Source organism: Streptomyces sp. NEAU-sy36 (assembly GCF_013423905.1).
GTDB lineage: Bacteria > Actinomycetota > Actinomycetes > Streptomycetales > Streptomycetaceae > Streptomyces > Streptomyces misionensis.
In genome coordinates, this window is record NZ_CP058977.1 from 6,970,901 (window position 1) to 6,995,197 (window position 24,297).

The 24,297-nt window shown below is 71.7% G+C and carries 23 protein-coding genes and 1 pseudogene; 9 read left to right on the forward strand and 15 right to left on the reverse strand.

Annotated elements, in window-relative coordinates:
• Window positions 1-36: 36 nt before the first annotated feature.
• Genes HZZ00_RS30340 through HZZ00_RS30350 form a run of 3 tightly spaced genes read right to left on the reverse strand, consistent with a single transcriptional unit; the run spans window position 37 to window position 2,467 of the window.
• On the reverse strand, window positions 37-1,518 hold the full coding sequence (locus tag HZZ00_RS30340) for an AMP-binding protein (RefSeq protein WP_180329397.1): 1,482 nt from the start codon (window positions 1,516-1,518) through the stop codon (window positions 37-39).
• Window positions 1,515-1,904 (reverse strand): MoaF N-terminal domain-containing protein, encoded by a 390-nt coding sequence (locus tag HZZ00_RS30345; RefSeq protein ID WP_180329398.1) that lies wholly within the window; start codon window positions 1,902-1,904, stop codon window positions 1,515-1,517. Before HZZ00_RS30345 ends, HZZ00_RS30340 begins: the two co-directional genes overlap by 4 nt.
• A complete protein-coding gene (locus HZZ00_RS30350) occupies window positions 1,901-2,467 on the reverse strand; it encodes an NADPH-dependent FMN reductase (RefSeq protein WP_257586022.1) in 567 nt (188 codons plus the stop codon). The genes HZZ00_RS30345 and HZZ00_RS30350 overlap by 4 nt, the downstream gene beginning before the upstream one ends.
• Window positions 2,468-2,718: 251 nt before the next feature.
• On the opposite strand from HZZ00_RS30350, the gene hutH reads away from it, so the two are divergent.
• On the forward strand, window positions 2,719-4,323 hold the full coding sequence (gene hutH / locus HZZ00_RS30355) for a histidine ammonia-lyase (protein WP_180329400.1): 1,605 nt from the start codon (window positions 2,719-2,721) through the stop codon (window positions 4,321-4,323).
• Window positions 4,320-5,462, forward strand: coding sequence for a 3-oxoacyl-ACP synthase (locus HZZ00_RS30360; RefSeq protein WP_180329401.1), 1,143 nt, complete (start codon window positions 4,320-4,322; stop codon window positions 5,460-5,462). The genes hutH and HZZ00_RS30360 overlap by 4 nt, the downstream gene beginning before the upstream one ends.
• A 48-nt stretch (window positions 5,463-5,510) precedes the next feature.
• On the opposite strand, the gene HZZ00_RS30365 is transcribed toward HZZ00_RS30360, so the two are convergent.
• From HZZ00_RS30365 to HZZ00_RS30375, 3 genes are all read right to left on the reverse strand, one after another.
• A complete protein-coding gene (locus tag HZZ00_RS30365; RefSeq protein ID WP_257585467.1) occupies window positions 5,511-7,925 on the reverse strand; it encodes an ATP-binding protein in 2,415 nt (804 codons plus the stop codon).
• 272 nt (window positions 7,926-8,197) lie between these two features.
• On the reverse strand, window positions 8,198-8,521 hold the full coding sequence (locus HZZ00_RS30370) for an STAS domain-containing protein (protein ID WP_180329402.1): 324 nt from the start codon (window positions 8,519-8,521) through the stop codon (window positions 8,198-8,200).
• A 190-nt stretch (window positions 8,522-8,711) separates the two neighbouring features.
• On the reverse strand, window positions 8,712-9,560 hold the full coding sequence (locus HZZ00_RS30375) for a 3-hydroxyacyl-CoA dehydrogenase family protein (protein ID WP_180329403.1): 849 nt from the start codon (window positions 9,558-9,560) through the stop codon (window positions 8,712-8,714).
• 378 nt (window positions 9,561-9,938) lie between these two features.
• Between HZZ00_RS30375 and HZZ00_RS30380 the strand changes: the two are divergent.
• Window positions 9,939-10,120 (forward strand): annotated as a pseudogene (locus tag HZZ00_RS30380) (DUF397 domain-containing protein).
• A 63-nt stretch (window positions 10,121-10,183) separates the two neighbouring features.
• On the opposite strand, the gene HZZ00_RS30385 reads toward HZZ00_RS30380, so the two are convergent.
• Entirely contained in the window at window positions 10,184-10,834 is a 651-nt protein-coding gene (locus HZZ00_RS30385) for a TetR/AcrR family transcriptional regulator (protein ID WP_180329404.1), read from the reverse strand.
• Window positions 10,835-10,914: 80 nt separating this feature from the next.
• Between HZZ00_RS30385 and HZZ00_RS30390 the strand changes: the two genes are divergently transcribed.
• From HZZ00_RS30390 to HZZ00_RS30400, 3 genes are read left to right on the forward strand one after another with little or no spacing between them, the layout of a single operon-like run.
• Window positions 10,915-11,697 carry an ABC transporter ATP-binding protein gene (locus HZZ00_RS30390; RefSeq protein WP_180329405.1) on the forward strand — a complete coding sequence of 261 codons (783 nt, stop codon included), beginning with the start codon at window positions 10,915-10,917 and terminating at the stop codon, window positions 11,695-11,697.
• Window positions 11,698-11,716: 19 nt separating this feature from the next.
• Window positions 11,717-12,466, forward strand: coding sequence for an ABC transporter permease (locus HZZ00_RS30395; protein ID WP_180329406.1), 750 nt, complete (start codon window positions 11,717-11,719; stop codon window positions 12,464-12,466).
• A gap of 13 nt (window positions 12,467-12,479) precedes the next feature.
• The gene (locus HZZ00_RS30400) at window positions 12,480-13,052 is read left to right on the forward strand and encodes a cob(I)yrinic acid a,c-diamide adenosyltransferase (protein WP_180329407.1); all 573 of its coding nucleotides are present in this window, start codon (window positions 12,480-12,482) and stop codon (window positions 13,050-13,052) included.
• A 158-nt stretch (window positions 13,053-13,210) separates the two neighbouring features.
• On the opposite strand, the gene HZZ00_RS30405 is transcribed toward HZZ00_RS30400, so the two are convergent.
• Window positions 13,211-13,750: a hypothetical protein gene (locus HZZ00_RS30405; protein ID WP_180329408.1), complete on the reverse strand. Its 540-nt coding sequence runs from the start codon at window positions 13,748-13,750 to the stop codon at window positions 13,211-13,213.
• A gap of 150 nt (window positions 13,751-13,900) precedes the next feature.
• On the opposite strand from HZZ00_RS30405, the gene HZZ00_RS30410 reads away from it, so the two are divergent.
• The 3 genes from HZZ00_RS30410 (at window position 13,901) to HZZ00_RS30420 (ending at window position 17,683) form a co-directional block, all read left to right on the forward strand.
• Window positions 13,901-15,076, forward strand: a complete 1,176-nt coding sequence (locus HZZ00_RS30410; RefSeq protein ID WP_180329409.1) for a sensor histidine kinase — start codon at window positions 13,901-13,903, stop codon at window positions 15,074-15,076.
• A complete protein-coding gene (locus HZZ00_RS30415; RefSeq protein ID WP_180329410.1) occupies window positions 15,073-15,714 on the forward strand; it encodes a response regulator transcription factor in 642 nt (213 codons plus the stop codon). The genes HZZ00_RS30410 and HZZ00_RS30415 overlap by 4 nt, the downstream gene beginning before the upstream one ends.
• A gap of 127 nt (window positions 15,715-15,841) precedes the next feature.
• The gene (locus tag HZZ00_RS30420) at window positions 15,842-17,683 is read left to right on the forward strand and encodes a glycoside hydrolase family 18 chitinase (RefSeq protein WP_180329411.1); all 1,842 of its coding nucleotides are present in this window, start codon (window positions 15,842-15,844) and stop codon (window positions 17,681-17,683) included.
• A 59-nt stretch (window positions 17,684-17,742) separates the two neighbouring features.
• Here HZZ00_RS30420 and HZZ00_RS30425 read toward each other — a convergent pair whose 3' ends face one another.
• From HZZ00_RS30425 to HZZ00_RS30455, 7 genes are all read right to left on the reverse strand, one after another.
• Window positions 17,743-18,189, reverse strand: coding sequence for a DUF2550 domain-containing protein (locus tag HZZ00_RS30425; RefSeq protein WP_070027806.1), 447 nt, complete (start codon window positions 18,187-18,189; stop codon window positions 17,743-17,745).
• A 124-nt stretch (window positions 18,190-18,313) separates the two neighbouring features.
• The gene (locus HZZ00_RS30430) at window positions 18,314-18,688 is read right to left on the reverse strand and encodes a F0F1 ATP synthase subunit epsilon (RefSeq protein WP_070027808.1); all 375 of its coding nucleotides are present in this window, start codon (window positions 18,686-18,688) and stop codon (window positions 18,314-18,316) included.
• A 110-nt stretch (window positions 18,689-18,798) separates the two neighbouring features.
• Window positions 18,799-20,235, reverse strand: coding sequence for a F0F1 ATP synthase subunit beta (gene atpD / locus HZZ00_RS30435; protein ID WP_070027812.1), 1,437 nt, complete (start codon window positions 20,233-20,235; stop codon window positions 18,799-18,801).
• Window positions 20,236-21,153, reverse strand: a complete 918-nt coding sequence (locus HZZ00_RS30440) for a F0F1 ATP synthase subunit gamma (RefSeq protein WP_180329412.1) — start codon at window positions 21,151-21,153, stop codon at window positions 20,236-20,238.
• A 21-nt stretch (window positions 21,154-21,174) separates the two neighbouring features.
• Window positions 21,175-22,767, reverse strand: a complete 1,593-nt coding sequence (atpA, locus tag HZZ00_RS30445; RefSeq protein ID WP_180329413.1) for a F0F1 ATP synthase subunit alpha — start codon at window positions 22,765-22,767, stop codon at window positions 21,175-21,177.
• A 148-nt stretch (window positions 22,768-22,915) separates the two neighbouring features.
• On the reverse strand, window positions 22,916-23,731 hold the full coding sequence (locus HZZ00_RS30450) for a F0F1 ATP synthase subunit delta (RefSeq protein ID WP_180329414.1): 816 nt from the start codon (window positions 23,729-23,731) through the stop codon (window positions 22,916-22,918).
• Window positions 23,728-24,273, reverse strand: a complete 546-nt coding sequence (locus tag HZZ00_RS30455; RefSeq protein ID WP_180329415.1) for a F0F1 ATP synthase subunit B — start codon at window positions 24,271-24,273, stop codon at window positions 23,728-23,730. Before HZZ00_RS30455 ends, HZZ00_RS30450 begins: the two co-directional genes overlap by 4 nt.
• Between the last annotated feature and the right edge of the window lie 24 nt (window positions 24,274-24,297).

Consider the following 24,297-nt stretch of genomic DNA (forward strand, 5'->3'; position numbering starts at 1 on the left):
AGGCACGGGACCGGCGCGCGGCGAGCGGCACCTCGGTCAGGCCTCCGGGGGCGCCTCCCGCGCCAGCCGGGCGACGAGGTCGGTGCGCCGGATCTTCCCGGTGGGGGTGCGCGGCAGCCGGGGCACGAAGCGCACCGACCGGGGCACCTTGAAGGCGGCGAGCTCGCCGCGCAGCCGCTCCCGGATCTGCTCCCCGGTCAGCCGGGCGCCGTCCTCCAGGACGACGAAGGCGGCGCCGACCTGCCCCCACTCGGCGTCGTCCACCCCGACCACGACACTCTCCCGGACCCCTTCCAGGGCGTCGAGACGGGCCTCGACCTCGGCCGGGTACACGTTCTCGCCGCCGGAGATGAACATGTCCTTGACCCGGTCGACGACGTAGAGGCGGCCGTTGTCCAGGCGCACCGCGTCGCCGGAGCGGAACCAGCCGTCGTCCATGGCCTCGGCGGTCGCCTCGGGCTGCCCGTGGTAGCCGGTGAACAGGTGCGGGCCGCGCACCCACAGCTCGCCCGCCCCGCCCCGGGTGGTGCGGACGCTCAGGTCGGTGAAGAAGTGCGGAACGCCCGCGGACAGGGGCTCGGCGGCCGCCGTGCGCTCCGTGGCGAGGGTGACGCCCGGCGCGGCCTCGGTCATGCCGTAGCCCTGGAGGAGGGTGACGCCCTTGGCCCGCCAGGCGTCGACCACCTGCCGGTCGGCCGGGGAGCCGCCGTAGACGACGTAGCGCAGCGCGGACAGGTCCGCGTCCGCGAAGGCGGGGTCGGCGCTCATCATCCGCAGCATCGTCGGCACGGCCGTGAACGCGGTGATCCGCCGCTCCTCGATGGTCTTCAGCGCCTTCCCGGCCGAGAACCGCTGGACCAGCAGGCTGCCGCCCTTGAACAGGGTGGGCAGGCCGACCTGTCCGAGTCCGGTGGCGTGGAAGAGGGGGGCGATGACCAGCGCCCGGTCGGTGGACAGGACGTCGACGTGGGCGAGTTGGTTGACGGTGTTGAAGAGCAGGCTGCCGTGGGAGAGGACGGCGCCCTTGGGCATGCCGGTGGTGCCGCTGGTGTAGAGGATGACGGCGGGGTCGTCGAGGGTGACGTCGCGGCGCGGCGGGGTGTCCCCGGCCTCCGTCATGGCCTCCTGGCCGCCGGGGCCGCAGACGCGCGCGATGCCGCCCGAGGCGACCTCGGCGGTGGTGCGCTGGTCGTCGTCGTGGAACAGGGCGGCCGGGGCGCAGTCCTTGAGGACGTCGAGGAGTTCGGGGAAGGCCAGGCGGGGGCTGACGGGCACGAACACGGCGCCGAGCCGGCAGACCGCGAAGAAGAGCTCGAACGCCTCCGGGCGGTTCCAGCCGAGGTGGGCGACCCGGTCGCCGTGCCGGATGCCCGTGGCGGCGAGCGCGGCGGCGAGGCGGTCGACGCGGGCGGCGAGTTCGCCGTAGCCGATCGGGTCGCCGTCGCCGCCGAGCGCGGGGGCGGTGGGGTCGATACGGGAGCGCCGGTACGGCCAGCTCCCGGTTCCCTGGTCGCTCACCGGGCGTCTTCCCCGGTCCGGCCCTCGACGGACAGCAGGCGCCCGATGTCGAAGAACTCCCACTGGTTGGGCGGCATCAGCGCGCTGACGTGGATCAGCCGTTCGGCGAGGTCGAGGAGGAGGGTGACGTGGACGCCGGGCTTGACGGTCCAGGTCACCAGATACAGACCGGAGCGGACGAGCCGGGCCCGGTAGGGCAGGGTGACGGTGTGCGGCGGGGCGGAGCCCGCCAGTAAGCGGAAGGTGAGGGTGTCCGCTCCGAATTCCATCCGGTAGTGGTTTCCGGTGGAGTACACGTATTCGACGGACGTGCCGTCGAGTTCGGTGGTGGACGGCCCTCCGATCTTGTCTTCCTGTGCCGGAGGGGCGAATTCACTTGCCGTCATGATGCCTTTTCCTGTCGATATCCGGGAACCTTGGCCTCGGCGAATTCGGTGATGTGCCGGGCCATGATCTCCAAATGGCTCTGGATGTGCGGGTCCTGGCACGCCCCGGCCGGGCCGAAACGGACGCGCGAGCTGTCGACGGCGACACCGAGCGGGGTGGGCCAGCCGCGCAGCGCGTGGACGGTGGCGCGCAGGGAGGCGAGCGCCGAGGCGGCCCCCTGGGCTCCGTAGGCGGTGGCGAGACAGCCGACGGGACGCGAGCTGAAGTACGGCTGCGGCCGCCGGCGGAGGTCTTCGGCGTGGTCGAGGGCGTTCTTCACCAGGCCGGACATGCCTCCGTGGTAGGCGGGCGTGGCGATGACCAGGCCGTCGGCCGAGGCCATGAGGTCCACCAGGCGCCGCCGCCGGGGGTGGCCGGTGTCCTCCGGGGTGTAGTGGGGCAGGTCGAGGTCGTGCCCGCTCAGGCACACGGTGCGGGCGCCGAGCCGCTCGATCTCCTTCAGGGCCGCCCGGAGCGCCTGTTCGGTGGAGGAGCCGGGCCGAGTGGAGCCTCCGATTCCCACGATCGTCAAACGAGCGAGCGTCACCTGTTCTCCCTGTCGGCAAGAGGAATGAAGGCCTCCGTGGGCCGCTGAAAGGCGCGGGTGCGCATGGGGAACCTTATGCGGGTGGCGCCGCCGGATGCGATCGCCGGCCCTTATCGGGCCGATAAGCAGTCACTGTTGGCTCCCGGCCGACTGTCGAACGTAGTGTCGTTCGCAACCCACTTGAGCTTGGCACTCATCAGCGTGTCCGCAAGCGGAAAGGCACCCTTGTGAAGGACGTCATCATCGACGGAAAGTCCCTCACGCTGGACGACGTGGCAGCCGTCGCCCGCCCGGGCCGTGCACTCGGCCTCGTCCACACCGATGTCGCGCAGAAGGCGGTCAAGCGCTCCCGCGACCTCAAGCTGGACCTCATCGCCACCGGACAGCCGATCTACGGCGTCACCACCGGCTTCGGCGACAGCGTGGTCAACCAGATAGCCCCGCAGAAGGCCGCCGAACTCCAGCGGCACCTGGTCACCTACCACCTCAACGGCACGGGGCCGCTGGCGCCGGCCGAGGTCGTCCGCGCCACCCTCCTCATCCGCGCCAACTGCCTGGCCCGCGGCAACTCCGGCGTCCAGCCGGACGTCATCGGCCTGCTGCTCGACTTCCTGCGCCACGACGTCCTGCCCCGGGTGCCCGAGCGCGGCTCGGTCGGCGCCTCCGGCGACCTCGTTCCCCTCTGCTACGTCGCCAACGCCCTCTTCGGGGAGGGCGAGGTCGACTACCGGGGCGAGGTGCGGCCCGCCGCCGACGTCCTGGCACAGCTGGGGCTCACGCCCGTCGTCCCCGAGGCCAAGGACGGTCTCGGCCTGATCAACGGCACCAGTTTCTCGGCCGCGTTCGCCGTCCTCGCCACCCGGGACGCCGCACAGCTCGCGCGGGTCGCCGATGTCGCCACCGCCCTCGCCAGCGAGGCCCTGCTGGGCAACCGCGGGCACTTCGACTCCTTCATCCACGAGCAGCGCCCGCACCGCGGGCAGCTCGCCTCGGCCGCCCACCTGGGCCGGCTCCTCGACGGTTCCGGCCTGTCCCTCCCGCACGACCAGGTCGTCGGCTCCAACGACCCGCTGGACGGAAAGGGCCACGGCAAGCTCAAGCGCTCCATCCAGGACCGCTACTCGCTGCGCTGCGCCCCCCATGTCGCCGGGGTGCTGCGGGACACGATCGAGTGGGTGGACGGCTGGCTGGAGACGGAGATCAACGCCTCCACCGACAATCCGCTCTTCGACGCCGAGAGCGGCCGGGTGCACTCGGGCGGGAACTTCTACGCCGGCCATGTCGTGCAGGCCATGGACTCGCTGAAGGTCGCCGTCGCCTCCGTCGCCGACCTGCTGGACCGCCAGCTCCAGCTCCTGGTCGACGCCAAGTACAACAACGGCCTGACCGAGAACCTCGTCCCGCGCACCGAGGGCGACGCCTGGGAGAAGGGCCTGCACCACGGCTTCAAGGGCATGCAGATCGCCTGCTCCGCGCTGACCGCCGAGGCGCTCAAGCACGCCGGGCCCGCGACCGTGTTCTCCCGCTCCACCGAGGCGCACAACCAGGACAAGGTGTCCATGGCGCCGATAGCCGCCCGCGACGCCCGCCGCATCGTGGAACTCACCCAGGAGGTCGCCGCGATCCAGATCCTGGCCGCCTGCCAGGCCCTCGATCTGCGCGGCACCGGTGACATGGCCCCACGCACCAGGGCCGTGCACGCCCTCGTGCGCACGCGGGTGCCGTTCGTGGACGCCGACCGGCGGATGGACGGCGACATCGCCGAGGTCGTCGCGCTCATCCGCTCGGGCGCCCTGCTGGCGGCGACCGGCACGGAAGGGGAACCGCGGTGACCCGCGCCGCCCAGGCCGACCCGGTCCTGCTCGGGATCGCCGCCGAACTGCCCGGGTCCGCCATCACCACGGACGAACTGCTGGACTCCAGCCGTCATCTGCTGTCCGACCGGCTCGCCGCCATGCTCACCACCCTGGGCATCGACAAGCGGCACTCGGTCCTCGCCAACTACCCCGACGTCGTCTTCAAGGGCGCCGAACCCGAGACCGGCTTCCTCACCGCGGACCTCGCCGTCGCGTCCGCGCGGGCCGCCCTCGCCAAGGCGGGCACCGACCCGGCCGGCATCGGGCTCGTCCTCGGCGTCACCTCCAGCCCCGGCCGCCTGCTGCCCTCGCTGGTGTGCGACGTGATCGCCAAGATGCCCGAACTCCCGCGCGACTGCGCCAACCTAGCGATCGAGTACATGGGCTGCTCGGCCATGGCCAAGGTGGTGGACACCGCCCGCTGGTACCTGACCGCCAACCCGGGCCGTACGGTGCTCGCGGTGTTCACCGAGGCCATCACGCCCCTGTCCCCGCCGCTGGACGGCACCCTGTACCGGCACTTCACCGAGATCGCGCCCGCCGAGCGGCAGCGCACGGTCGACGCGCTGCACTCGTTCCTGTTCGCCGACGCCTCCGTGGCCATGGTCTTCGGCGACGAGGGCGGGGGCCCGGTGTTCGGGCCGGTCGCCAACCTGACCAACGACCTGCCGGAGGACACCGAGTTGGGCACGGTCCCCGACGGCGGCTCCGACATCCCCGTGGTCATCGCCGACCACGGCCGCCGGCTGTACACCCTCTCCCCCGACGTCACCCCGCGCGGCGGCCACTACGCCACCACCACCGCCGAGGCCGCCCTCGCGGGCTCCGCCCTGTCGTCGGCGGCGGATGCGTCGGTGCTGCTGATGCACACCGGCAGCACCCGGATCCTGGACTCGCTGTGCGCCGGGTTCGGCGTCGACCCGCACGACGCGAAGGTGGCGTCGTCGTACCGGGTGCTGCGCGACCACGCCAACACCCTCGGCTGTTCGGTGCCGTTGATGTTCGCGGAGGACACCCGCCGTCCGGCCGGGGAGGGGCTCGCGATCGCCTTCGGCCTCTCCTTCTCCGCCGGCGCCTTCACCGTCCGCTTCCCGGACGGCGGTTGGCGCCCCTGACCTGCCGGGCCGACCGGGCGGGCGGCGGCAGCGCCCGCCGCGGGGCCCCTACAGCGCGGGCCCCGGGTCCGTAGGCGTCGCCGGGTCGGTGGGCCCGGGGGCCGGCGCCGACCTCGTGAACGGCGCCATCGAGTCGCCGGTGGGGTCCGTGGACGGGTCCGTGGGCGTCGGCGGGGTGGGCGGGGTGGCCGGCGAGGACGACGTGGCGGGCGGTGTGGTCGGCTTGGTCGGCGGGTCCGTCGGCTTCGTCTTGGTCGGGGTCGGCGTCGGAGTCGGCGTCGGCGACGTGTCCCCGCTGCCGGTGCTCCCCGTCCCGCTCGGGTCGGCCGGCGCGCTGTCGGACGCGGACGGCCGCGGCGTGGCGCTCGTGCCGGTGTACCTGCCCGCCGGGCCCGAGGCCGAGGGCCGGACCGCGGGCGGCTGCGCGGGCGTCCCGCTGTCCTGGCCCGGGTCGGCGTCCACGGTGGAGTCCCCGGCGTCCTGGCTCGCCGACGGGTTGACGTCGGCCCGCCCGGCGGGATTCTTGTCGTCGCCCTCGTGGGACGTCATGCCCAGCGTCACCACGGTGCCGAGCACCGCCGCGAGCAGTGCCCCGGAACCGGCCGCCACCATGTTGCGGCGGGCGAGCCGCCGGATGCCGAGCCCCCGGGCGGGCGGCGCGGTCACCTGGGGCGTGATGAGGGTGTCGGGGACCGGGGCCGGGGTGGGCGGCGCGGCGCGGCCCGGCTCGGGCTCCCGCTCCCCCACCGCCGGTACCGGCACCCCGGGCAGTTCCCCGGCCCGGTCCGCGACCAGCGCGAGGGCCCGCCGTCCGGCGACGGTGCCCCGCTTGTCGGCGAGCGCGCCGCGCAGCCCGATCGAGGTCTCCAGTTCGGCGCGGGCCCGGTCGAGTCGGCCCGCGCACAGCGCGAGGACGCCCAACTCGTGGTGGAAGTAGGCCTGTTCGGTCACCTCGCCGGTGTGCAGCGAGGCTTCGGCGCCGTACCGCAGGGCCCGTTCCCAGGCGCTCCAGTGCAGGGCCGCCGCGAAGGCGGGCGCCGCCGTGCGGGCGAGCCGCACCGCGTGCTCGTCCTCGCCCTCGGCGGGCGGCACCACGGCCGCGAGCGCCGCGAGCACCGCGTCGGCCTCGGCGCCCACCCGCTCCGGGGTGACCGAGGGGTGCCCGGCCCACCAGGCGTAGTGCTGGGCGGCGGTACGGGCCCGCTCCGGGGCGTCGTCGCCGTACCCGGCGGCCTCCAGCTGGGTCTGGACACCGGCCGCGAGCCGGTAGCGGGAGCCGACCGGGGACACCAGCCCACAGGCCGCCAGCTCCCCGAGGGCCGCGTCGGCGTGGGTGTCGCCGACCATCGCGGGCAGGTGTGCCTGGTGCGGCACCTCGCCGCCGAGGGCGACCGCGAAGCGCAGGGCGGCGCGGGCGGAGGCGCTGAGCCGGGCGGCGAGCAGCGGGGCGGGCGCGGCGGCCTCGCCGAGCGAGGGCAGCGGCACGGCCGCGCCGTCGAGGTCCCGCGCCTGGCCCACCACGGGGCGGACGTCCTCGAAGACGCCGTACTCGTCCACCGCGCCGGTCTCGGCGCGCAGTTGGTCGCGCTGCCGCAGCAGGGCACCCGCCTGCACGAAGCGCAGCGGCAGTCCCTCGGACTCGAACCAGAGGTCGCCGGCCCAGTTGGCCTCCTCCTCGGTGAGCACCCGCCCGGCCGTGCGCTCCAGGATCTCCACCCCGCCGGCCCGGTCGAGTCCGGCCAGGAAGACCTCCTCGACGTCGGCTTCGGCGGAGGGCGCGGGCACGTCCGGGGTGGCGGCGAGCAGGTAGGCGCACTCGGGGGTGGCGTCCAGCAGTTCGTCCAGTTCGGCGCCGCCGAACTGGAGGTCGTCCAGGACGACGACCGCGCCGATCTCCGCGAGCGGTGCCCGCAGCTCGACGCGTTCGGGCCGGTGGCCGGGGGCGTCGTAGACGGTGTGGAAGAGGTCGTGCAGCAGGTCGTCGGCGGTGCGCTGGAAGCCGTTCAGGCGCACCACGCCGTCGGGCGCGAGGTCCTGGCAGTCCTCGGCGACCAGGTCGAGCAGGGCGGTGCGGCCGGAGCCGCCCGGACCGGTCAGCCGTACGGTGCGGCCCCGGGCGAGCAGCCGGACCAGCCGCTCGCGCACGTCCTGGCGCTCCAGCAGCGGCAGCGGCTGCCGGGTCGCGCCGGGCGGCACCGGCGGCCTGGCCGCGCGTTCGGCCTCGGCGCGCTCGGCGGCGGTGCGCTTGCGCGGACTGCCGGGGCGCTGGGCCGGCGGGCACGGCTCGATCTCGCTGCCGTCCACGGGGTTGACGGTCAGCAGCAGGTCGCCGGAGACGAGGTGCGCCGTGCGGGCGGGCGCGGGCGTGCCCGGGCCGAAGTCGGCGATGAGGGGGTCCCGGGGCGGACGGCGGCTGCCCGCCGCCATGTGCTCCTCGGGTCCCGGGCTGCTGATCGGGTCCATGGGTTCAAGCCCCCCATAAGCGTCGTGTGCTCGTGATCCGGCCCCTCCCGGTCTGCCGCACACCGCGCTGTCGCTCCGGTCCGGACCCGCTCGGTCGAGGGGTGCGAGTCAGGCGGGCGACTCGGGCGGGCGAGGGAACACTAAACCTTCGCCCAGTATCCACGACAGGGCGGGGGTGCCGTACCCCGCGACGGCGGGCTCCGTACGGTCCGACACGTCACGTTCCGGCGGGTATTGCGCCCGGGGCCGTCCTCGAACCCGCGACCGGGGGATCAGACGCGCGGCAGCGATTCGACGCCGATGCCGCCCTCGATGGCGAGGATGCGGTGCAGTCGGGTGGCCACCAACAGGCGCTGCATCTGCGGCGGTACGCCGCGCAGCACCAGACGGCGACCGCAGCGGCCGGCCCGCCGGTGGGCCCCCATGATCACCCCGAGTCCGGTGGCGTCCCAGGAGTCCAGTTCGGACAGGTCGAGCACCAGGTCGCCGGCTCCGTGGTCGACGGCCGCGTGCAGGGCCGTACGGGCGTCCGCCGCGCTGCGGACGTCGAGGCGCCCCCCGACGACCAGCTCGGCGTGGTCGCCCCTGATGTGCATATGCGCTCCCCGTTGAGTGCGGTTTGGCGTTCTCCGTGTCGATGCTGTGCACCGTCTGACTGAATGCGTGGCGGTGCGGTTGCTGCTTGTAAGCGAACCGATACCGAATTCACCCCTGAGGGTGATGTTCCCGGGGTGAATTCGGCGACGAGCCGCTTCCGTACTCGCTCGGTACCTGCTCAGTACGTGCTCAGTACGTGTAGAAGCCCTGCCCGCTCTTGCGGCCGATGTCACCGGCATCCACCATCCGGCGCATCAGCTCCGGCGGGGCGAACTTCTCGTCCTGGGTCTCGGTGTAGATGTTGCCGGTGGCGTGCAGCAGGATGTCCACGCCGGTCAGGTCGGTGGTGGCGAGCGGGCCCATGGCGTGGCCGAAGCCCAGCTTGCAGGCGAGGTCGATGTCCTCGGCGGTGGCGACGCCCGACTCGTAGAGCTTGACGGCCTCCACGACGAGGGCGGAGATGAGGCGGGTGGTGACGAACCCGGCGACGTCCCGGTTGACCACGATGCAGGTCTTGCCGACCGACTCGGCGAACTCCCGCGCGGTGGCGAGGGCTTCGTCGCTCGTCTTGTACCCGCGCACCAGCTCGACCAGCTTCATCATCGGCACCGGCGAGAAGAAGTGCACGCCGACGACCCGTTCGGGCCGCTCGGTGGCCGCCGCGATCTTGGTGATCGGGATGGCGGAGGTGTTGGAGGCGAGCACGGTGTCCTCGCGCACGATCTTGTCGAGCGCGCGGAAGATCTCGTGCTTGACCTCCAGCTTCTCGAAGACGGCCTCCACCACGATGTCCGCGTCGGCGGCGGCGTCCAAGTCGGTGGTCGGGGTGATCCGGCCGAGGGCGGCGTCGGCGTCGTGCGCCTCCAGCTTGCCCTTGCTCACGAACTTGTCGTACGACGCCTTGATGGCGTCGGTGCCGCGCGTGAGCGCCTCGTCGGTGACATCGCGGAGGACGACCTCCCAGCCCGCCTGCGCGGCGACCTGAGCGATACCGGACCCCATGAGACCGGCCCCGATGACGGCGAGCTTCCCTGCCACTCCGACTCCCTCTTCCCGCTGTTACCCGCTGTGGACGTGTGCCTCTTCGGCGGACGATAGCGCTCGTGAGGCCGGTTGAGTACGGTAAGTAACGCGCGTCACTGTCTCAGGGGCTGAGACTCCGGTCACGTCAATTCCGCGCGGACTCAAGCGTTTTGTCCCCCTGTCGACGGCCCGGCCGATACGCTGCGTGGCCAGATCGCCACGTTTCCCCTCGGGGGTGTGCCATGCCGCCGCGAAAAGTGGTCACGGGCCGCTGCCAGGAGCCTCGCCGGCGGTATGCGGAGGAACCGCGCCGGCTGCGTCTCGCCAAGGGCTGACCCTGCGTGAGCCGGCCGCGCCGGCCGGCTGGGACGCGTCTCTCTTCGGCTTAGCAACGTGGCGTGGCGCAAGAGCAGCTACAGCAACCCGGACGGCGGCCAGTGCCTCGGAGTCTCCGACGACCTCCCCTCCTCCGTCCCCGTCCGTGACAGCAAGCCCCCCACGGCCCCGCCCTCCTCTTCACGGACCCGGCCTGGGCGGCCTTCGTGGGGGCCGTCAGGCGCGGGGTGCTGGACTGACGCAGAAGCTTCCGGCGCCGCCCTTTCGGGACGGCGCCGGGGGTCGTGTCCGACGGCCGGGTCTCAGCCGGCCGCGCGCTGCTCGCGCACCGCGTACCCGAGCACCCGCTCGCTCAGCAGCCCCTCCATCTCGTCCAGCAGCGCCAGCACCTCCCGCGAGACCTCCGCGGGCGCCCGGCCCTTGACCATCTCCCGGCCGATGACCCCGACGACCGTGCTGTGGATCCAGCCGATCTGACCGGCCATCAGGTGGGGCAGCTCGTCGTCGCCGGCCGCGCCGGTCTCCTCGCGCAGGGCCTGTTCGAGGTTGGCCTGGACCTCCTGGGCGATGGCCCACAGCCGGGAGCGCAGCGGCGGGGCGGCCTCGATGACGCGCATGAAGGCCGCGTACCCCGGGAGCAGGCCGACCCGCGGGGACACCGCCTCGACCTCCTCGCGCAGCTCGCGCAGGACGGCCGCCGCCGCGGACTCCCCCTCACGGCGGCCGCGGACCCAGCGGGCCAGGCGGTCGACCATGCCCGCGGACCGGTCGAAGAACAGGTCCTCCTTGGCGGGGAAGTAGTTGTAGACCGTGTTGACGGAGACGTTCGCCGCGTCGGCGATCTCCGCGACCGTCACCGCGTCGAAGCCGCGCTCGACGAACAGTCCTGTGGCGACATCCGAGATGTACTGCCTGGTCTGCCGCTTCTTCCGCTCCCTGAGCCCCTCAGCCATGCTCCCGATCCTAGCTTCGCTGGTCCGCCTTAAAACTTGGAGTGATTGCAAATTTTCAGTGACTCTGTTTTTCTGAGGGCATGGCAGCAGTCATCAGCGCGGCGGGTCTCGCCCGCACCTTCCAGACGAAAGCCGGCCCCGTCGACGCCGTACGCGGCATCGACCTCACCGTCCACGAGGGCGAGATCCTCGGTCTCCTGGGCCCCAACGGCGCCGGCAAGACCACCACCCTGCGCATGCTCACCACCCTTCTGAAGCCGACCGGCGGCACGGCCACCGTCGCCGGGCACGACCTCGCGAGCGACGCGGCCGGCGTGCGACGGGTCTGCGGGTACGTCGCCCAGTCCGGCGGCGTCGACCCGCAGATCACCGTGCGGGAGGAGCTGGTCACCCAGGCGCGGTTCTACCGGCTGTCCAAGGCCGACGCCGTCGCACGGGCCGGGGAACTCGCCCGCGACCTCGGCCTCACCGGCCTGCTCGACCGCAAGGCGGGCGCCCTCTCCGGCGGGCAGCGGCGACGGCTGGACATCGCGATGGCCCTCACCCACCGCCCCGAGGTGCTGTTCCTGGACGAACCGACCACCGGCCTCGACCCGGGCAGCCGCGCCGACCTGTGGGACCTGGTGCGCCGGCTGCGCGACGAGGGCACCACCGTCTTCCTGACCACCCACTACCTGGACGAGGCCGACGCCCTCGCCGACCGGCTGGTGATCGTCGACCGGGGCGTCGTCGCGGCCGAGGGCACCCCCGCCGCGCTCAAGCTGAAGTACGGCGGCTCCCTGGACGCCACGCTCCAGGACACCTTCCTGGCCGTCACCGGCCGCGCCCCCGCCCCCGCCGGCGACGCCCCCGTCGCCGTATAGCCCCCAGGAGTCCACCGGCATGCTGCTGCACGACACGGCCCTCGTCTACGGCCGCTACCTCCGCCAGTCCCTGCGCTCCCGCTTCGCCCTCCTCTTCGGGGTCCTCACCCCGCTGCTCTACCTGCTCTTCTTCGGCCCGCTGCTCACCGGTCTGCCGCTGGGCGGGACGGGCAGCTCCTGGCAGGTGCTCGTACCCGGGCTGCTGCTCCAACTCGGCCTGTTCGGCGCCCTGTTCGCGGGCTTCACGGTCATCATGGAGAACGCCCAGGGGGTGGTGGAACGGATGCGGGTCACCCCGGTCAGCCGGCTCGCCCTGCTGCTCGGCCGCGCGCTGCGCGACGTCACGGTGTTCGTCTTCCAGGCGGTGCTGCTGGTGCTGGCCGCGCTGGCGATGGGCCTGCGCGCACCGCTGCCCGGCGTGCTCATCGGCTTCGGGTTCGTCGCGCTGCTCACCCTGTCCCTGGCCTCGGTGTCGTACGCGCTGGCCATGAAGGCCCGCACCCCGCAGGAGTTCGGCCCGCTGATCAACGCGGTGTCGATGCCGTCGATGCTGCTGTCCGGGCTGATGCTCCCGATGAGCCTCGCGCCCCGCTGGCTCGACGTGCTGTCGCACTTCGTCCCGTTCCGCTATCTGGTGGACGCGATGCGCGACGCCTACGTCGGCCACTACGCCACCGCGCACATGCTCTACGGCGTCCTCGTCGCCGTCGGCTTCGCCGCGCTGGCCGTGACGGCGGGCACACGGGTGTTCCGGACGGCCGGGGCGTAATTACGCTGGGCACATGGTCAATCTGACGCGCATCTACACCCGGACCGGCGACAAGGGCACCACCAGCCTCGGCGACATGAGCCGGGTGCCCAAGACGGACCTCCGGATCTCCGCCTACGCGGACAGCAACGAGGCCAACGCGGTGATCGGCACCGCGATCGCCCTGGGCGGCCTGGACGAGGAGGTCGTCGCCGTCCTCACCCGCGTGCAGAACGACCTGTTCGACGTGGGCGCGGACCTGTCGACCCCGGTGGCGGAGAACCTGGAGTACCCGCCGCTGCGGGTCGAGCAGTTCTACATCGACCGGCTGGAGGCGGACTGCGACCGCTTCAACGAACGGCTGGAGAAGCTGCGCTCCTTCATCCTGCCCGGCGGCACCCCGGGCGCCGCCCTGCTCCACCAGGCCTGCACCGTCGTGCGCCGCGCCGAGCGCTCCACGTGGGCGGCCCTGGAGGTACACGGCGACATCATGAACCCGCTCACCGCGACCTACCTCAACCGCCTCTCCGATCTCCTCTTCATCCTGGCCCGCATCGCCAACAAGGCCACCGGCGACGTGCTGTGGGTGCCGGGCGGGGAGCGCTAGGGTCTTTCGTTTGGATCAGACCGGATCAGGGAGCGGGGTCTGGTGCGTGCAGATGCAAGGCGGAGGAGGGAGTCAACGCGGAGCGTTGGCGACCGACGACAACGCCGCAGATGTGCGTGCCAGACCCCGCGAGCCCGGCATGATCCAGACGAGAGGCCCTAGCGGGCACGCTCCCGCTTCGGGAACAGCGTGTAGCTCCCGGCGATGATCACATTGAGGCCGATGAGCCACACCATCCGCAGCTGCCACGCCCGCAGCGAACCGGTGTCGCCGTCCGCGCCGACGTACCAGATCGCCGCCTGGAGCAGCCCCAGCGCGACCACGCAGGCGAGCGTCCAGCGCGCCGCCACCCGCCACTCGTGACGGGCGCGGGCCCGGCCGTAACGGGGCGGGCGCACCGGGGGCGGACCGCCGGTGAACCGGTGGGAGACCCGGGCGTCGGCCCACTTGACGGCGGAGTGGCCGAGGCCGACGGTGAAGCCGACGTAGACGGCGGCCAGCCCGTGCCGCCAGTCCGCCCGGCCGCCGTGCTTCAGATCGATCGCCGTGACGACGAGCAGCACCACCTCCAGCAGCGGCTCGCACAGCAACAGCGCCAGCCCGGTACGGGGCATCCGCAGCCCGTACCGGACACCCAGTCCGGCCGCCAGCAGCACCCAGAAGGCCACCTCACAGGCGACGATCATCCCGACGATCACGGCTCGCTCCCTTCCCCGTCCCTCCAGGCTCGCGCCGCCCCGGCGGCGGAACGTCGTCGCCCGGAGCGAATCCGGGGTAAGCGAAAGTGGCAGTCCCGGACCCTTCCCAGGGAGCAGCCGGGGGCGGCGGGGGCCGTGTTGGATGGGGACATGGCCGTACGACTGTCCCGACCGCACCGGTTCGACGTGTACCTCGCCTGCACCGGCCTGGCGGGCGGGGTGGTGCTGTGGGCGCTGGGACTGCACACCTCGGGCAGCGGGGTGCTCGGGGCGCGGTGGGGGCTGATCCCGCTGACGGTGACGGCGGGGCTCGAACTGCTGCGCCGCACCCGCCCCCAACTCGCTTTCGTCTGCGGCACGTTCGCCCTCACCTTCGACATGTTCACCCCGGGCAACGTGGCGACGATCCTGATGTTCACGGACCTCGCCTACACGGCCGTGCTGTACGGCTCGCCGGCCGCCGCCCGCCGTATCCCGGTCACCACCGGGCTGGTCAGCCTCGCGGTGACGCTCGGCTTCCTGGTCTGGTGGGGCGAGCCCCAGGCGATCCTGGTCGGCGTCGGCTGCGCCGTCGTCTCCTTCGGCCCCGCCGCCACCGGAGCCCTGGTGCGCAACCACCACGAAGCCGCCGAGGCCGCCCGGCTGCGGGCCGAACAGACCGCGCTGCTGGCGGAGATGGACCGGACCCAGGCGGTCACCGCCGAACGGGCCCGGATGGCACGCGAACTGCACGACATGGTGGCGGGCCATCTGTCGGCCATCGCCATCCACTCCACGGCCGCCCTCTCCCTCGACGACCCGGCCACCTCCCGCGAGGCCCTCACCGTCGTCCGGGAGAACAGCGTCGCCGGGCTGGCCGAGATGCGGCGGCTGATCGGCATCCTGCGGGACAGCGGCGGCACCGGGCCCGCGGCCACACCGACGCTCGACGGCCTCGGCGCGCTGGTCGACGGTGCCCGCGCCAACGGCCTGGACGTCACCCTGGACGCCGGGCACGGCAGCGTCCCGGCGCCGGTCGAACTGGCCGCCTACCGGATCGTGCAGGAGTCGCTGACCAACGCGCTCAAGCACGCGGCCCGGGGCCCCGTCCGGGTCGCGCTGCGCCGGGCGGACGGCGCCCTGCGGGTCCGGGTGAGCAGCCCCTACCGGCCCGGGGCGGCGTCCCGGGCACCCGGCTCGGGCACCGGACTGCCCGGGATGCGGGAGCGGGCCGCGCTGCTCGGGGGCACCCTGAGCGCGGGCCCGGACGGCGACCGGTGGATCGTGCGCGCCGCGCTCCCCCTGACCGACGGCACCGACGCCCGCGAAGGAGGGGTCCCCGCATGATCCGGGTCCTGGTCGCCGAGGACCAGTCGGCGGTCCGCTCCGGACTGGTGCTGATCCTGCGCAGCGCCCCCGACATCGAGGTGGCCGGCGAGGCCGCGGACGGCGAGCGCGCCGTCGCCCTGGCCCGGGAGCTGCGGCCCGACGTGGTGCTGATGGACGTCCAGATGCCACGGCTCGACGGCGTGTCGGCGACCCGGCTCATCGCGGCAGAGGGGCTCGCCGATGTCCTGGTGCTGACCACGTTCGACCTGGACGAGTACGTCTTCGGGGCGCTGCGGGCCGGGGCGGCCGGGTTCCTGCTGAAGAGCGCGGAGGCCCGGGACCTGATCGAGGCGGTGCGCACGGTGGCGCGCGGCGAGGGGATCGTGGCGCCGGCCGTGACCCGGCGGCTGATCGCCGAGTTCGCCGCCGGGCCGGGCCCGGGCACCCGGCCGGACCCGGCCGTGCTGGACGGGCTGACCCCGCGCGAACGCGAGGTGCTCTCCCTGCTCGGCGAGGGACTGTCCAACGCGGGGATCGGCCTGCGCCTGGAGATGGCGGAGGGCACGGTCAAGTCCCACGTCAGCCGGTTGCTGGGCAAGCTGGGGCTGCGCAGCCGCGTTCAAGCGGCCGTCCTGGCGCGCGAGTTGGGGGTTTAGGCGCACCACCGCCAGATTGGTCCAGACCTATTGACCCGTGGTCCAGACCTTTCTACCCTCGGGGCACCGTGGGCATGAAGGCTCAGTCATGCCCCCCTTTCACCCCCACCGACAAGGGAGGCGCAGCGTGCGCTTCAGACACAGAGCCGCGGCAGGACTCGCGACCCTGATACTCCCCCTGGCCGGACTGGTCGGCCTCGCCGGCCCCGCCCCGGCCGCGAGCAACGCCACGGCGGCGAGCGGCGTCACCGCCAGCTTCACCAAGTCCAGCGACTGGGGAACCGGGTTCGGCGGTCAGTGGACCATCAAGAACTCCGGCTCCGCCAGCATCAGTTCCTGGACGATCCAGTGGGACTTCCCCTCCGGCACGTCCGTCACCTCCGCCTGGGACGCCGACGTCACCAACTCCGGCAACCACTGGACGGCGAAGAACAAGTCCTACAACGGCACCCTCGCCCCCGGCGCCTCCGTCAGCTTCGGCTTCAACGGCTCCGGCCCCGGCTCCCCGAGCAACTGCACCCTCAACGGTGACAGCTGCGACGGCACCTCGGTCCCGGGCGACGCCGCCCCGAGCGCCCCCGGCACCCCGGCCGCCTCCGGCATCACCGACACCTCGGTCAAGCTGACCTGGGGGGCGGCCACCGACGACAAGGGCGTCAAGAACTACGACGTGCTGCGCGACGGCAAGGTCGTCGCCACCGTGACCGGCACCTCGTACACCGACACCGGGCTCACCGCCGGCACCGACTACTCCTACTCGGTGCAGGCCCGTGACACCGCCGGCCAGACCGGCCCGGTCAGCGCCGCGGTCGCCGTGCACACCACCGGGGGCGGCGGCACCACTCCCCCGCCGACCAGCGGCAAGATCAAGATGGGGTACTTCACCGACTGGGGCATCTACGGCCGCAACTACAACGTGAAGAACCTGGTGACCTCCGGCTCCGCCGCCAAGATCACCCACATCAACTACGCCTTCGGCAACATCACCGGCGGCAAGTGCGCCATCGGCGACTCCTACGCCGACTACGACAAGGCGTTCACCGCCGACCAGGCCGTCAACGGCGTGGCCGACACCTGGGACCAGCCGCTGCGCGGCAACTTCAACCAGCTGCGCGAGCTGAAGGCCAAGTACCCCAACCTCAAGGTCATCTGGTCCTTCGGCGGCTGGACCTGGTCCGGCGGCTTCGCGGACGCGGCCAAGGACCCGGCGGGCTTCGCCCAGTCCTGCTACGACCTGGTCAACGACCCGCGCTGGGCCGATGTCTTCGACGGCATCGACATCGACTGGGAGTACCCCAACGCCTGCGGCCTGACCTGTGACACCAGCGGGCCCGCGGCCTTCAAGAACGTCGTGGCCGCGCTGCGCGCCAAGTTCGGCACCAGCAAGCTGGTGACCGCCGCGGTCTCCGCCGACGGCTCCAACGGCGGCAAGATCGACGCCACCGACTACGCGGGCGCCGCCCAGTACCTCGACTGGTACAACGTGATGACGTACGACTTCTTCGGCGCCTGGGACGCGAAGGGCCCCACCGCCCCGCACTCCCCGCTCACCTCGTACAGCGGCATCCCGCAGGCCGGTTTCACCACCGCCGACGCGATCGCCAAGTACAAGGCGGCCGGCGTGCCCGCCGCCAAGCTGCTCATCGGCATCGGCTTCTACGGCCGCGGCTGGACCGGCGTCACCCAGGACGCCCCGGGCGGCACGGCCACGGGCCCGGCGACCGGCACGTACGAGCAGGGCATCGAGGACTACAAGGTGCTCAAGTCGTCCTGCCCGGTCACCGGCACCATCGCGGGCACCGCGTACGCCCACTGCGGCAGCAACTGGTGGTCGTACGACACCCCGTCGACCATCGCCGGGAAGATGAGCTGGGCCAAGACCCAGGGTCTGGGCGGCGCGTTCTTCTGGGAGTTCAGCGGTGACACCAGCGACGGCGAGCTGGTGAACGCCATCAGCAGCAACCTCTGAGCCGGACGGCTCCGCACGACAAAGCCCCTCTCCCGGCGTCCGGGAGAGGGGCGATGCGGTTAGGCCACGTTCACCCGCTGGCCGGGCGGCGCCGCCTCCAGCCACGCGAGGAATCCGGTCAGCGCGTCCTCGCTCATCGCGAGTTCGAGGCGCGTGCCCCGGTGGGTACAGGCGAGGACCACCGCGTCGGACAGCAGCGCCAACTCCTCCTCGCCCTCCGGCAGCCGGCGCCCGGCCACCTCGATCAGGGCGCGTTCCAGCACCCGGCGGGGGCGCACGGCGTAGGAGAAGACCCGGTACCACTCGATCCGGTCACCGTTGTAGCGGGCGACGCCGTAGCTCCACCCTTTGCCGCCGGCATCCGGTTTGTCGGCCACGTCCCAGCGCAGCGAACAGTCGAAGGTCCCGCCCGAACGCTGGATCAGCCGGCGCCGCAGGCCGAACAGGAACAGCCCCAGCACCACGAGCGCGACCACGATCCCGCACACAGTCAGAGCGAGGACCATCGGCACCGACCTCCTCGTCTCCTAGGTAACGGAACGGAAAAAACACCCGGATCTGCCTCAGCCGCGGCCAGGACCCTGAGGTCCCAGCCGCGGCTGAGGTTACGTCATCACACGGTGCGCGGTGTCAGCGCGCCGTCGCCGCACGAAGCCGGACGTCCGCGCGGCGCTCGGCGGCGGCATCGCCCTCCGCCTTCGCGCGTTCGAGCTCCCGCTCGGTGCGCTGGACATCGATCTCGTCCGACAGCTCGGCGACCTCGGCCAGCAGCGACAGCTTGTTGTCCGCGAACGAGACGAAACCGCCGTGCACCGCGGCGACGACCGTGCCGCCGTCACTCGTACGGATGGTCACCGGGCCCGACTCCAGCACACCGAGCAGCGGCTGGTGACCGGGCATGACGCCGATGTCGCCGGAGGTGGTGCGCGCGACGACCAGGGTGGCCTCGCCGGACCAGACCTGGCGGTCCGCGGCGACCAGCTCGACGTGCAGCTCAGCAGCCAAGGGTGGCTCCTCGGGTCACCACCCGGCAGGGGCGCCGGGTGTTGGGGTCAATTCTAGTGGGCGTTGCGGAGGGGGCGGGACGCGCCCGCCCCCTCACACGAGCACGGGGCTCAGGAGACGCCCAGCTCCTTGGCGTTGGCCTTGAGGTCCTCAAGACCACCGCACATGAAGAACGCCTGCTCCGGGAAGTGGTCGTACTCGCCGTCGCAGATCGCGTTGAACGCGGCGATCGACTCGTCCAGCGGCACGTCCGAACCGTCCACGCCGGTGAACTGCTTGGCGACGTGGGTGTTCTGGGACAGGAAGCGCTCCACGCGACGGGCACGGTGGACGACGAGCTTGTCCTCCTCGCCGAGCTCGTCGATACCGAGGATCGCGATGATGTCCTGCAGGTCCTTGTACTTCTGCAGGATGTTCTTCACGCGCATGGCCGCGTTGTAGTGGTCCGCGGAGATGTAGCGCGGGTCCAGGATCCGGGACGTGGAGTCCAGCGGGTCCACGGCCGGGTAGATGCCCTTCTCGGAGATCGGACGGGAGAGAACCGTCGTCGCGTCGAGGTGGGCGAAGGTGGTCGCCGGGGCCGGGTCGGTCAGGTCGTCGGCGGGGACGTAGATCGCCTGCATCGAGGTGATCGAGTGACCGCGGGTCGAGGTGATGCGCTCCTGGAGGAGGCCCATCTCGTCGGCCAGGTTCGGCTGGTAACCCACCGCGGACGGCATACGGCCGAGCAGGGTGGAGACCTCGGAACCGGCCTGCGTGAAGCGGAAGATGTTGTCGATGAAGAACAGCACGTCCTGCTTCTGGACGTCACGGAAGTACTCGGCCATGGTGAGGCCGGCCAGCGCGACGCGCAGACGGGTGCCCGGGGGCTCGTCCATCTGACCGAAGACCAGCGCGGTCTTGTCGATGACGCCCGAGTCGGTCATCTCCTCGATGAGGTCGTTGCCCTCACGGGTGCGCTCACCGACACCGGCGAACACGGAGACACCGTCGTGGTTGTTGGCGACACGGTAGATCATCTCCTGGATGAGCACCGTCTTGCCGACGCCGGCGCCGCCGAACAGGCCGATCTTGCCGCCCTTGACGTACGGGGTGAGCAGGTCGATGACCTTGACGCCCGTCTCGAACATCTCGGTCTTCGACTCGAGCTCGTCGAAGTTCGGGGCCTTGCGGTGGATCGGCCAGCGCTCGCCGTCGTACTGCTCGTCGACGTTCAGCACCTCACCGAGGGTGTTGAACACCTTGCCCTTGGTGAAGTCGCCGACCGGCACCGAGATCGGCGCGCCGGTGTCGACGACCGGGGCCTGGCGGACCAGGCCGTCGGTGGGCTGCATGGAGATGGTGCGGACCAGGCCGTCACCCAGGTGCTGGGCGACCTCCAGGGTCAGCGTCTTCTTCTCGCCGGCGTTGGCCGGGTCGGCCACCTCGACGTGCAGCGCCTGGTAGATGTCCGGCATCGCGTCGACGGGGAACTCCACGTCGACGACCGGGCCGATGACCCGGGCGACGCGGCCCGTAGCCGTCGCGGTCTCAACAGTGGTGGTCATTTATCGGTCACTCCCCGCGGTCGCGTCGGCCAGGGCGCTCGCGCCACCGACGATCTCGCTGATTTCCTGGGTGATTTCGGCCTGGCGGGCCGCGTTGGCAAGGCGGGACAGCGTGTTGATCAGCTCGCCCGCGTTGTCGGTGGCCGACTTCATCGCGCGCCGCGTGGCGGCGTGCTTGGAGGCGGCCGACTGGAGCAGCGCGTTGTAGATACGGCTCTCGACGTAGCGCGGCAGGAGGGCGTCGAGGACGTCCTCCGCCGAGGGCTCGAAGTCGTAGAGCGGAAGGATCTCGCCCTCGTGCTTCGTCTCCTCGGCGACCTCTTCGAGGCGCAGCGGAAGCAGCCGTGCGTCCATCGCGGTCTGCGTCATCATCGAGACGAACTCCGTGAAGACGATGTGGAGTTCGTCCACGCCGCCCTCGGCCGTGTCCTTCTCGATGGCCTCGATCAGGGGCGCCGCCACCTTCTTGGCGTCCGCGTACGACGGCTCGTCGGTGAAGCCCGTCCACGACTCCGCGATCTTGCGCTCACGGAAGTTGTAGTGGGCGACACCGCGCCGGCCGACGATGTACGTGTCGACCTGCTTGCCCTCGCGCTCCAGGCGCTCGGTCAGCTGCTCCGCGGCCTTGATGGCGTTGGAGTTGAAGGCGCCGGCCAGACCGCGGTCGCTCGTGAGGAGCAGGACCGCGGCACGGGTCGGGGTCTCGGCCTCCGTGGTGAGCGGGTGCTTGGTGTTCGACCCCGTACCGACCGCCGTGACCGCGCGCGTCAGCTCGGTCGCGTACGGCGTGGAGGCCGCCACCTTGCGCTGTGCCTTGACGACACGCGAGGCGGCGATCATCTCCATCGCCTTGGTGATCTTCTTGGTCGCGCTGACGGATCGGATGCGACGCTTGTAGACCCGGAGCTGGGCTCCCATGAGTCAGGTCCCTTCCTTACGTCACTTGGCGGCAGCGGCAGGAGTGTCCTCGCCGAGCAGCTTGCCGTCCGAGGTCTCGAACTGCTTCTTGAACTCGGCCACCGCGTCGTCGATCGCCTGGATCGTGTCGTCCGACATCTTGCCGCCCTCCTTGATGGAGGTCATCAGGCCCTGGTGCTTCCGGTGCAGGAAGTCGATCAATTCCTTCTCGAAGCGGCGGATGTCGGCGACCGGCACGTCGTCCATACGGCCGTTGGTACCGGCCCACACGGAGACGACCTGGTCCTCGGTGGCCATCGGCTGGTACTGGTCCTGCTTCAGCAGCTCGACCATGCGCTGACCGCGCTCCAGCTGGGCCTTGGAGGCCGCGTCCAGGTCGGAACCGAAGGCGGCGAACGCCTCCAGCTCACGGAACTGGGCGAGGTCCACACGGAGGCGGCCGGAGACCTGGCGCATCGCCCTGTGCTGGGCGGAGCCACCGACTCGGGAGACCGAGATACCGACGTTCAGCGCGGGACGCTGACCGGCGTTGAACAGGTCCGACTCCAGGAAGCACTGGCCGTCGGTGATGGAGATGACGTTGGTCGGGATGAACGCCGAGACGTCGTTGGCCTTGGTCTCGACGATCGGCAGACCGGTCATCGAACCGGCACCCATCTCGTCGGAGAGCTTCGCGCAGCGCTCCAGGAGGCGGGAGTGCAGGTAGAAGACGTCACCCGGGTAGGCCTCACGGCCCGGCGGGCGGCGCAGCAGCAGGGACACGGCGCGGTAGGCGTCGGCCTGCTTGGACAGGTCGTCGAAGATGATGAGGACGTGCTTGCCCTCGTACATCCACTGCTGGCCGATGGCCGAACCGGTGTACGGCGCCAGGTACTTGAAGCCGGCCGGGTCGGACGCCGGGGCGGCGACGATGGTCGTGTACTCCAGCGCGCCGTTCTCCTCCAGCGCGCGGCGCACGCCGGCGATGGTGGAGCCCTTCTGGCCGATGGCGACGTAGATGCAGCGGACCTGCTTCTTCGGGTCGCCGGTGCGCCAGTTGTCGCGCTGGTTGATGATGGTGTCGACGGCCAGGGCGGTCTTGCCGGTCTGGCGGTCACCGATGATCAGCTGGCGCTGACCACGGCCGATCGGGGTCATCGCGTCGACGGCCTTGTAGCCGGTCTCCATCGGCTCGTGCACCGACTTGCGCTGCATGACCGTGGGGGCCTGCAGCTCCAGGGCGCGGCGGCCGGACGTCTCGATCTCGCCGAGGCCGTCGATCGGGTTGCCGAGCGGGTCGACAACACGGCCGAGGTAGCCCTCGCCGACCGCGACGGAGAGCACCTCGCCGGTACGCGTGACCGGCTGACCCTCCTCGACACCGCTGAACTCGCCGAGGACGATGGCACCGATCTCGCGCTCCTCGAGGTTGAGGGCGAGGCCGAGGGTGCCGTCCTCGAACTTCAGCAGTTCGTTGGCCATGGCCGAGGGAAGACCCTCGATCTTCGCGATGCCGTCGCCGGCAAGGGTGACCGTACCGACCTCCTCGCGCGAGGCCGCGTCCGGCTTGTACGACTGGACGAAGTTCTCCAGCGCGTCCCGGATCTCCTCCGGCCGGATCGTGAGCTCCGCCATCTGGGTTCCCTGCTCTCCTTGTTGGGCCCGAAGTTTCACTTTGGGGGGATGGGGACTCCCCCCAACAGGAGGTGAATCCTCTGCACGGCCCAACCAGGGCCGTAAGTACGTACTGCTTTTCTCGGTCTGTCGACTTGCTGCTGCGTGGCTAGCTCGCCATGCGGCGGGCGGCCTCGTCCAGGCGGTCCGCGAGCGAACCGTTGATGACCTCGTCACCGACCTGCACGCGCATTCCGCCTACGACGTCGGGGTCCACGTCCAGGTTGAGGTGCATGCGGCGGCCGTAGAGCTTGCCGAGGGCGGCGCCGAGGCGCTGCTTCTGGGTTTCGCTCAGCGGTACCGCGGAGGTGACGACGGCGACCACGCGGTCCCGGCGCTCGGCGGCCAGCTTGGACAGGGACTCCAGTCCCGCTTCCAGGCTACGACCACGCGGCGCGGTCACGAGGCGCACGACCAGTCGCTCGGTGGCGGGCTTGGCCCGCCCGCCGAGCAGCCGGTGCAGCAGCTCGGTCTTGGCCTGGCCGTCCGCGGAGCGGTCGGTCAGGGCGGCGCGCAGCTCGGTGCTGGAGGAGACGATCCGGCCGAACCGGAACAGCTCGTCCTCCACCTCGTCGAGGGTGCCGCGCTTCTCCGCGGCGGTGAGGTCGGCGATGTCCGCCAGCTCTTCCAGCGCGTCCACCAGGTCGCGGGGCTGCGACCAGCGGGCGCGGGCCATGCCGGCCACCAGGTCGACCGCGGTGCCGCTGACCTGGGCGCCGAGCAGGCGCTGGACCAGCGCCGCCTTGGCCTCTCCGGACTGCGCCGGGTCGGTGACAACCCGGCGCAGGCCGGCCTCGCGGTCGAGCAGCGCGGTGACGGCCGCCAGCTCGTCGGCGAGCGTGACCGCGTCCACGGACGTGGAGTCCGTCAGCGTGTCAAGGCGCTCCCGTGCGGCTGCCAGGGCCTCGCGGCTCGCTCCGTTCATCGCGCGGCCTCGGCCTTCTCCTCAAGCTCGTCGAGGAAGCGGTCGATCACACGGCTCTGCCGGGCGTGGTCCTCCAGGGACTCGCCGACGAGCTTGCCGGCCAGGTCGGTGGCGAGCTTGCCGACGTCCTGGCGCAGCGCGGACGCGGCGGCCTTGCGGTCGGCCTCGATCTGGGCGTGACCGGCGGCGACGATCTCCTCGCGCTGCCGCTGGCCCTCGGCCCGCATCTCGGCGATGAGGGCGGCACCCTGCTCCTGCGCCTCCTGGCGCAGCCGGGCGGCCTCGTGCCGAGCCTCGGCGAGCTGCGCCTTGTACTGCTCAAGGACGCTCTGGGCCTCGGTCTGCGCAGCCTCGGCCTTTTCGATACCGCCCTCGATGGCCTCGCGGCGCTCTTCCAGAACCTTGTTGATGTTCGGGAGGAGCTTCTTGGCGAGGAAGCCGAAGACGATGACGAAAGCGATCAGGCCGATGACGAGCTCTGGGATCGGCGGGAGGAGGGGATTCTCGGTCTCCTCAGCCGCCAGCTGAACCAGGAGGCTCATATCAGTGCCTTTCGTCTATTGGTG

Coding starts and splice junctions, on each gene's coding strand:
- HZZ00_RS30415 (WP_180329410.1), top strand. CDS start 15,073: ATGATCCGGGTCCTGGTCGCCGAGGACCAGTCGGCGGTCCGCTCCGGA.
- atpA (WP_180329413.1), bottom strand. CDS start 22,767: ATGGCGGAGCTCACGATCCGGCCGGAGGAGATCCGGGACGCGCTGGAG.
- HZZ00_RS30440 (WP_180329412.1), bottom strand. CDS start 21,153: ATGGGAGCCCAGCTCCGGGTCTACAAGCGTCGCATCCGATCCGTCAGC.
- HZZ00_RS30400 (WP_180329407.1), top strand. CDS start 12,480: ATGGTCAATCTGACGCGCATCTACACCCGGACCGGCGACAAGGGCACC.
- HZZ00_RS30455 (WP_180329415.1), bottom strand. CDS start 24,273: ATGAGCCTCCTGGTTCAGCTGGCGGCTGAGGAGACCGAGAATCCCCTC.
- HZZ00_RS30390 (WP_180329405.1), top strand. CDS start 10,915: ATGGCAGCAGTCATCAGCGCGGCGGGTCTCGCCCGCACCTTCCAGACG.
- HZZ00_RS30395 (WP_180329406.1), top strand. CDS start 11,717: ATGCTGCTGCACGACACGGCCCTCGTCTACGGCCGCTACCTCCGCCAG.
- atpD (WP_070027812.1), bottom strand. CDS start 20,235: ATGACCACCACTGTTGAGACCGCGACGGCTACGGGCCGCGTCGCCCGG.
- HZZ00_RS30345 (WP_180329398.1), bottom strand. CDS start 1,904: ATGACGGCAAGTGAATTCGCCCCTCCGGCACAGGAAGACAAGATCGGA.
- HZZ00_RS30410 (WP_180329409.1), top strand. CDS start 13,901: ATGGCCGTACGACTGTCCCGACCGCACCGGTTCGACGTGTACCTCGCC.
- HZZ00_RS30450 (WP_180329414.1), bottom strand. CDS start 23,731: ATGAACGGAGCGAGCCGCGAGGCCCTGGCAGCCGCACGGGAGCGCCTT.
- HZZ00_RS30370 (WP_180329402.1), bottom strand. CDS start 8,521: ATGCACATCAGGGGCGACCACGCCGAGCTGGTCGTCGGGGGGCGCCTC.
- HZZ00_RS30385 (WP_180329404.1), bottom strand. CDS start 10,834: ATGGCTGAGGGGCTCAGGGAGCGGAAGAAGCGGCAGACCAGGCAGTAC.
- HZZ00_RS30365 (WP_257585467.1), bottom strand. CDS start 7,925: ATGGACCCGATCAGCAGCCCGGGACCCGAGGAGCACATGGCGGCGGGC.
- HZZ00_RS30425 (WP_070027806.1), bottom strand. CDS start 18,189: ATGGTCCTCGCTCTGACTGTGTGCGGGATCGTGGTCGCGCTCGTGGTG.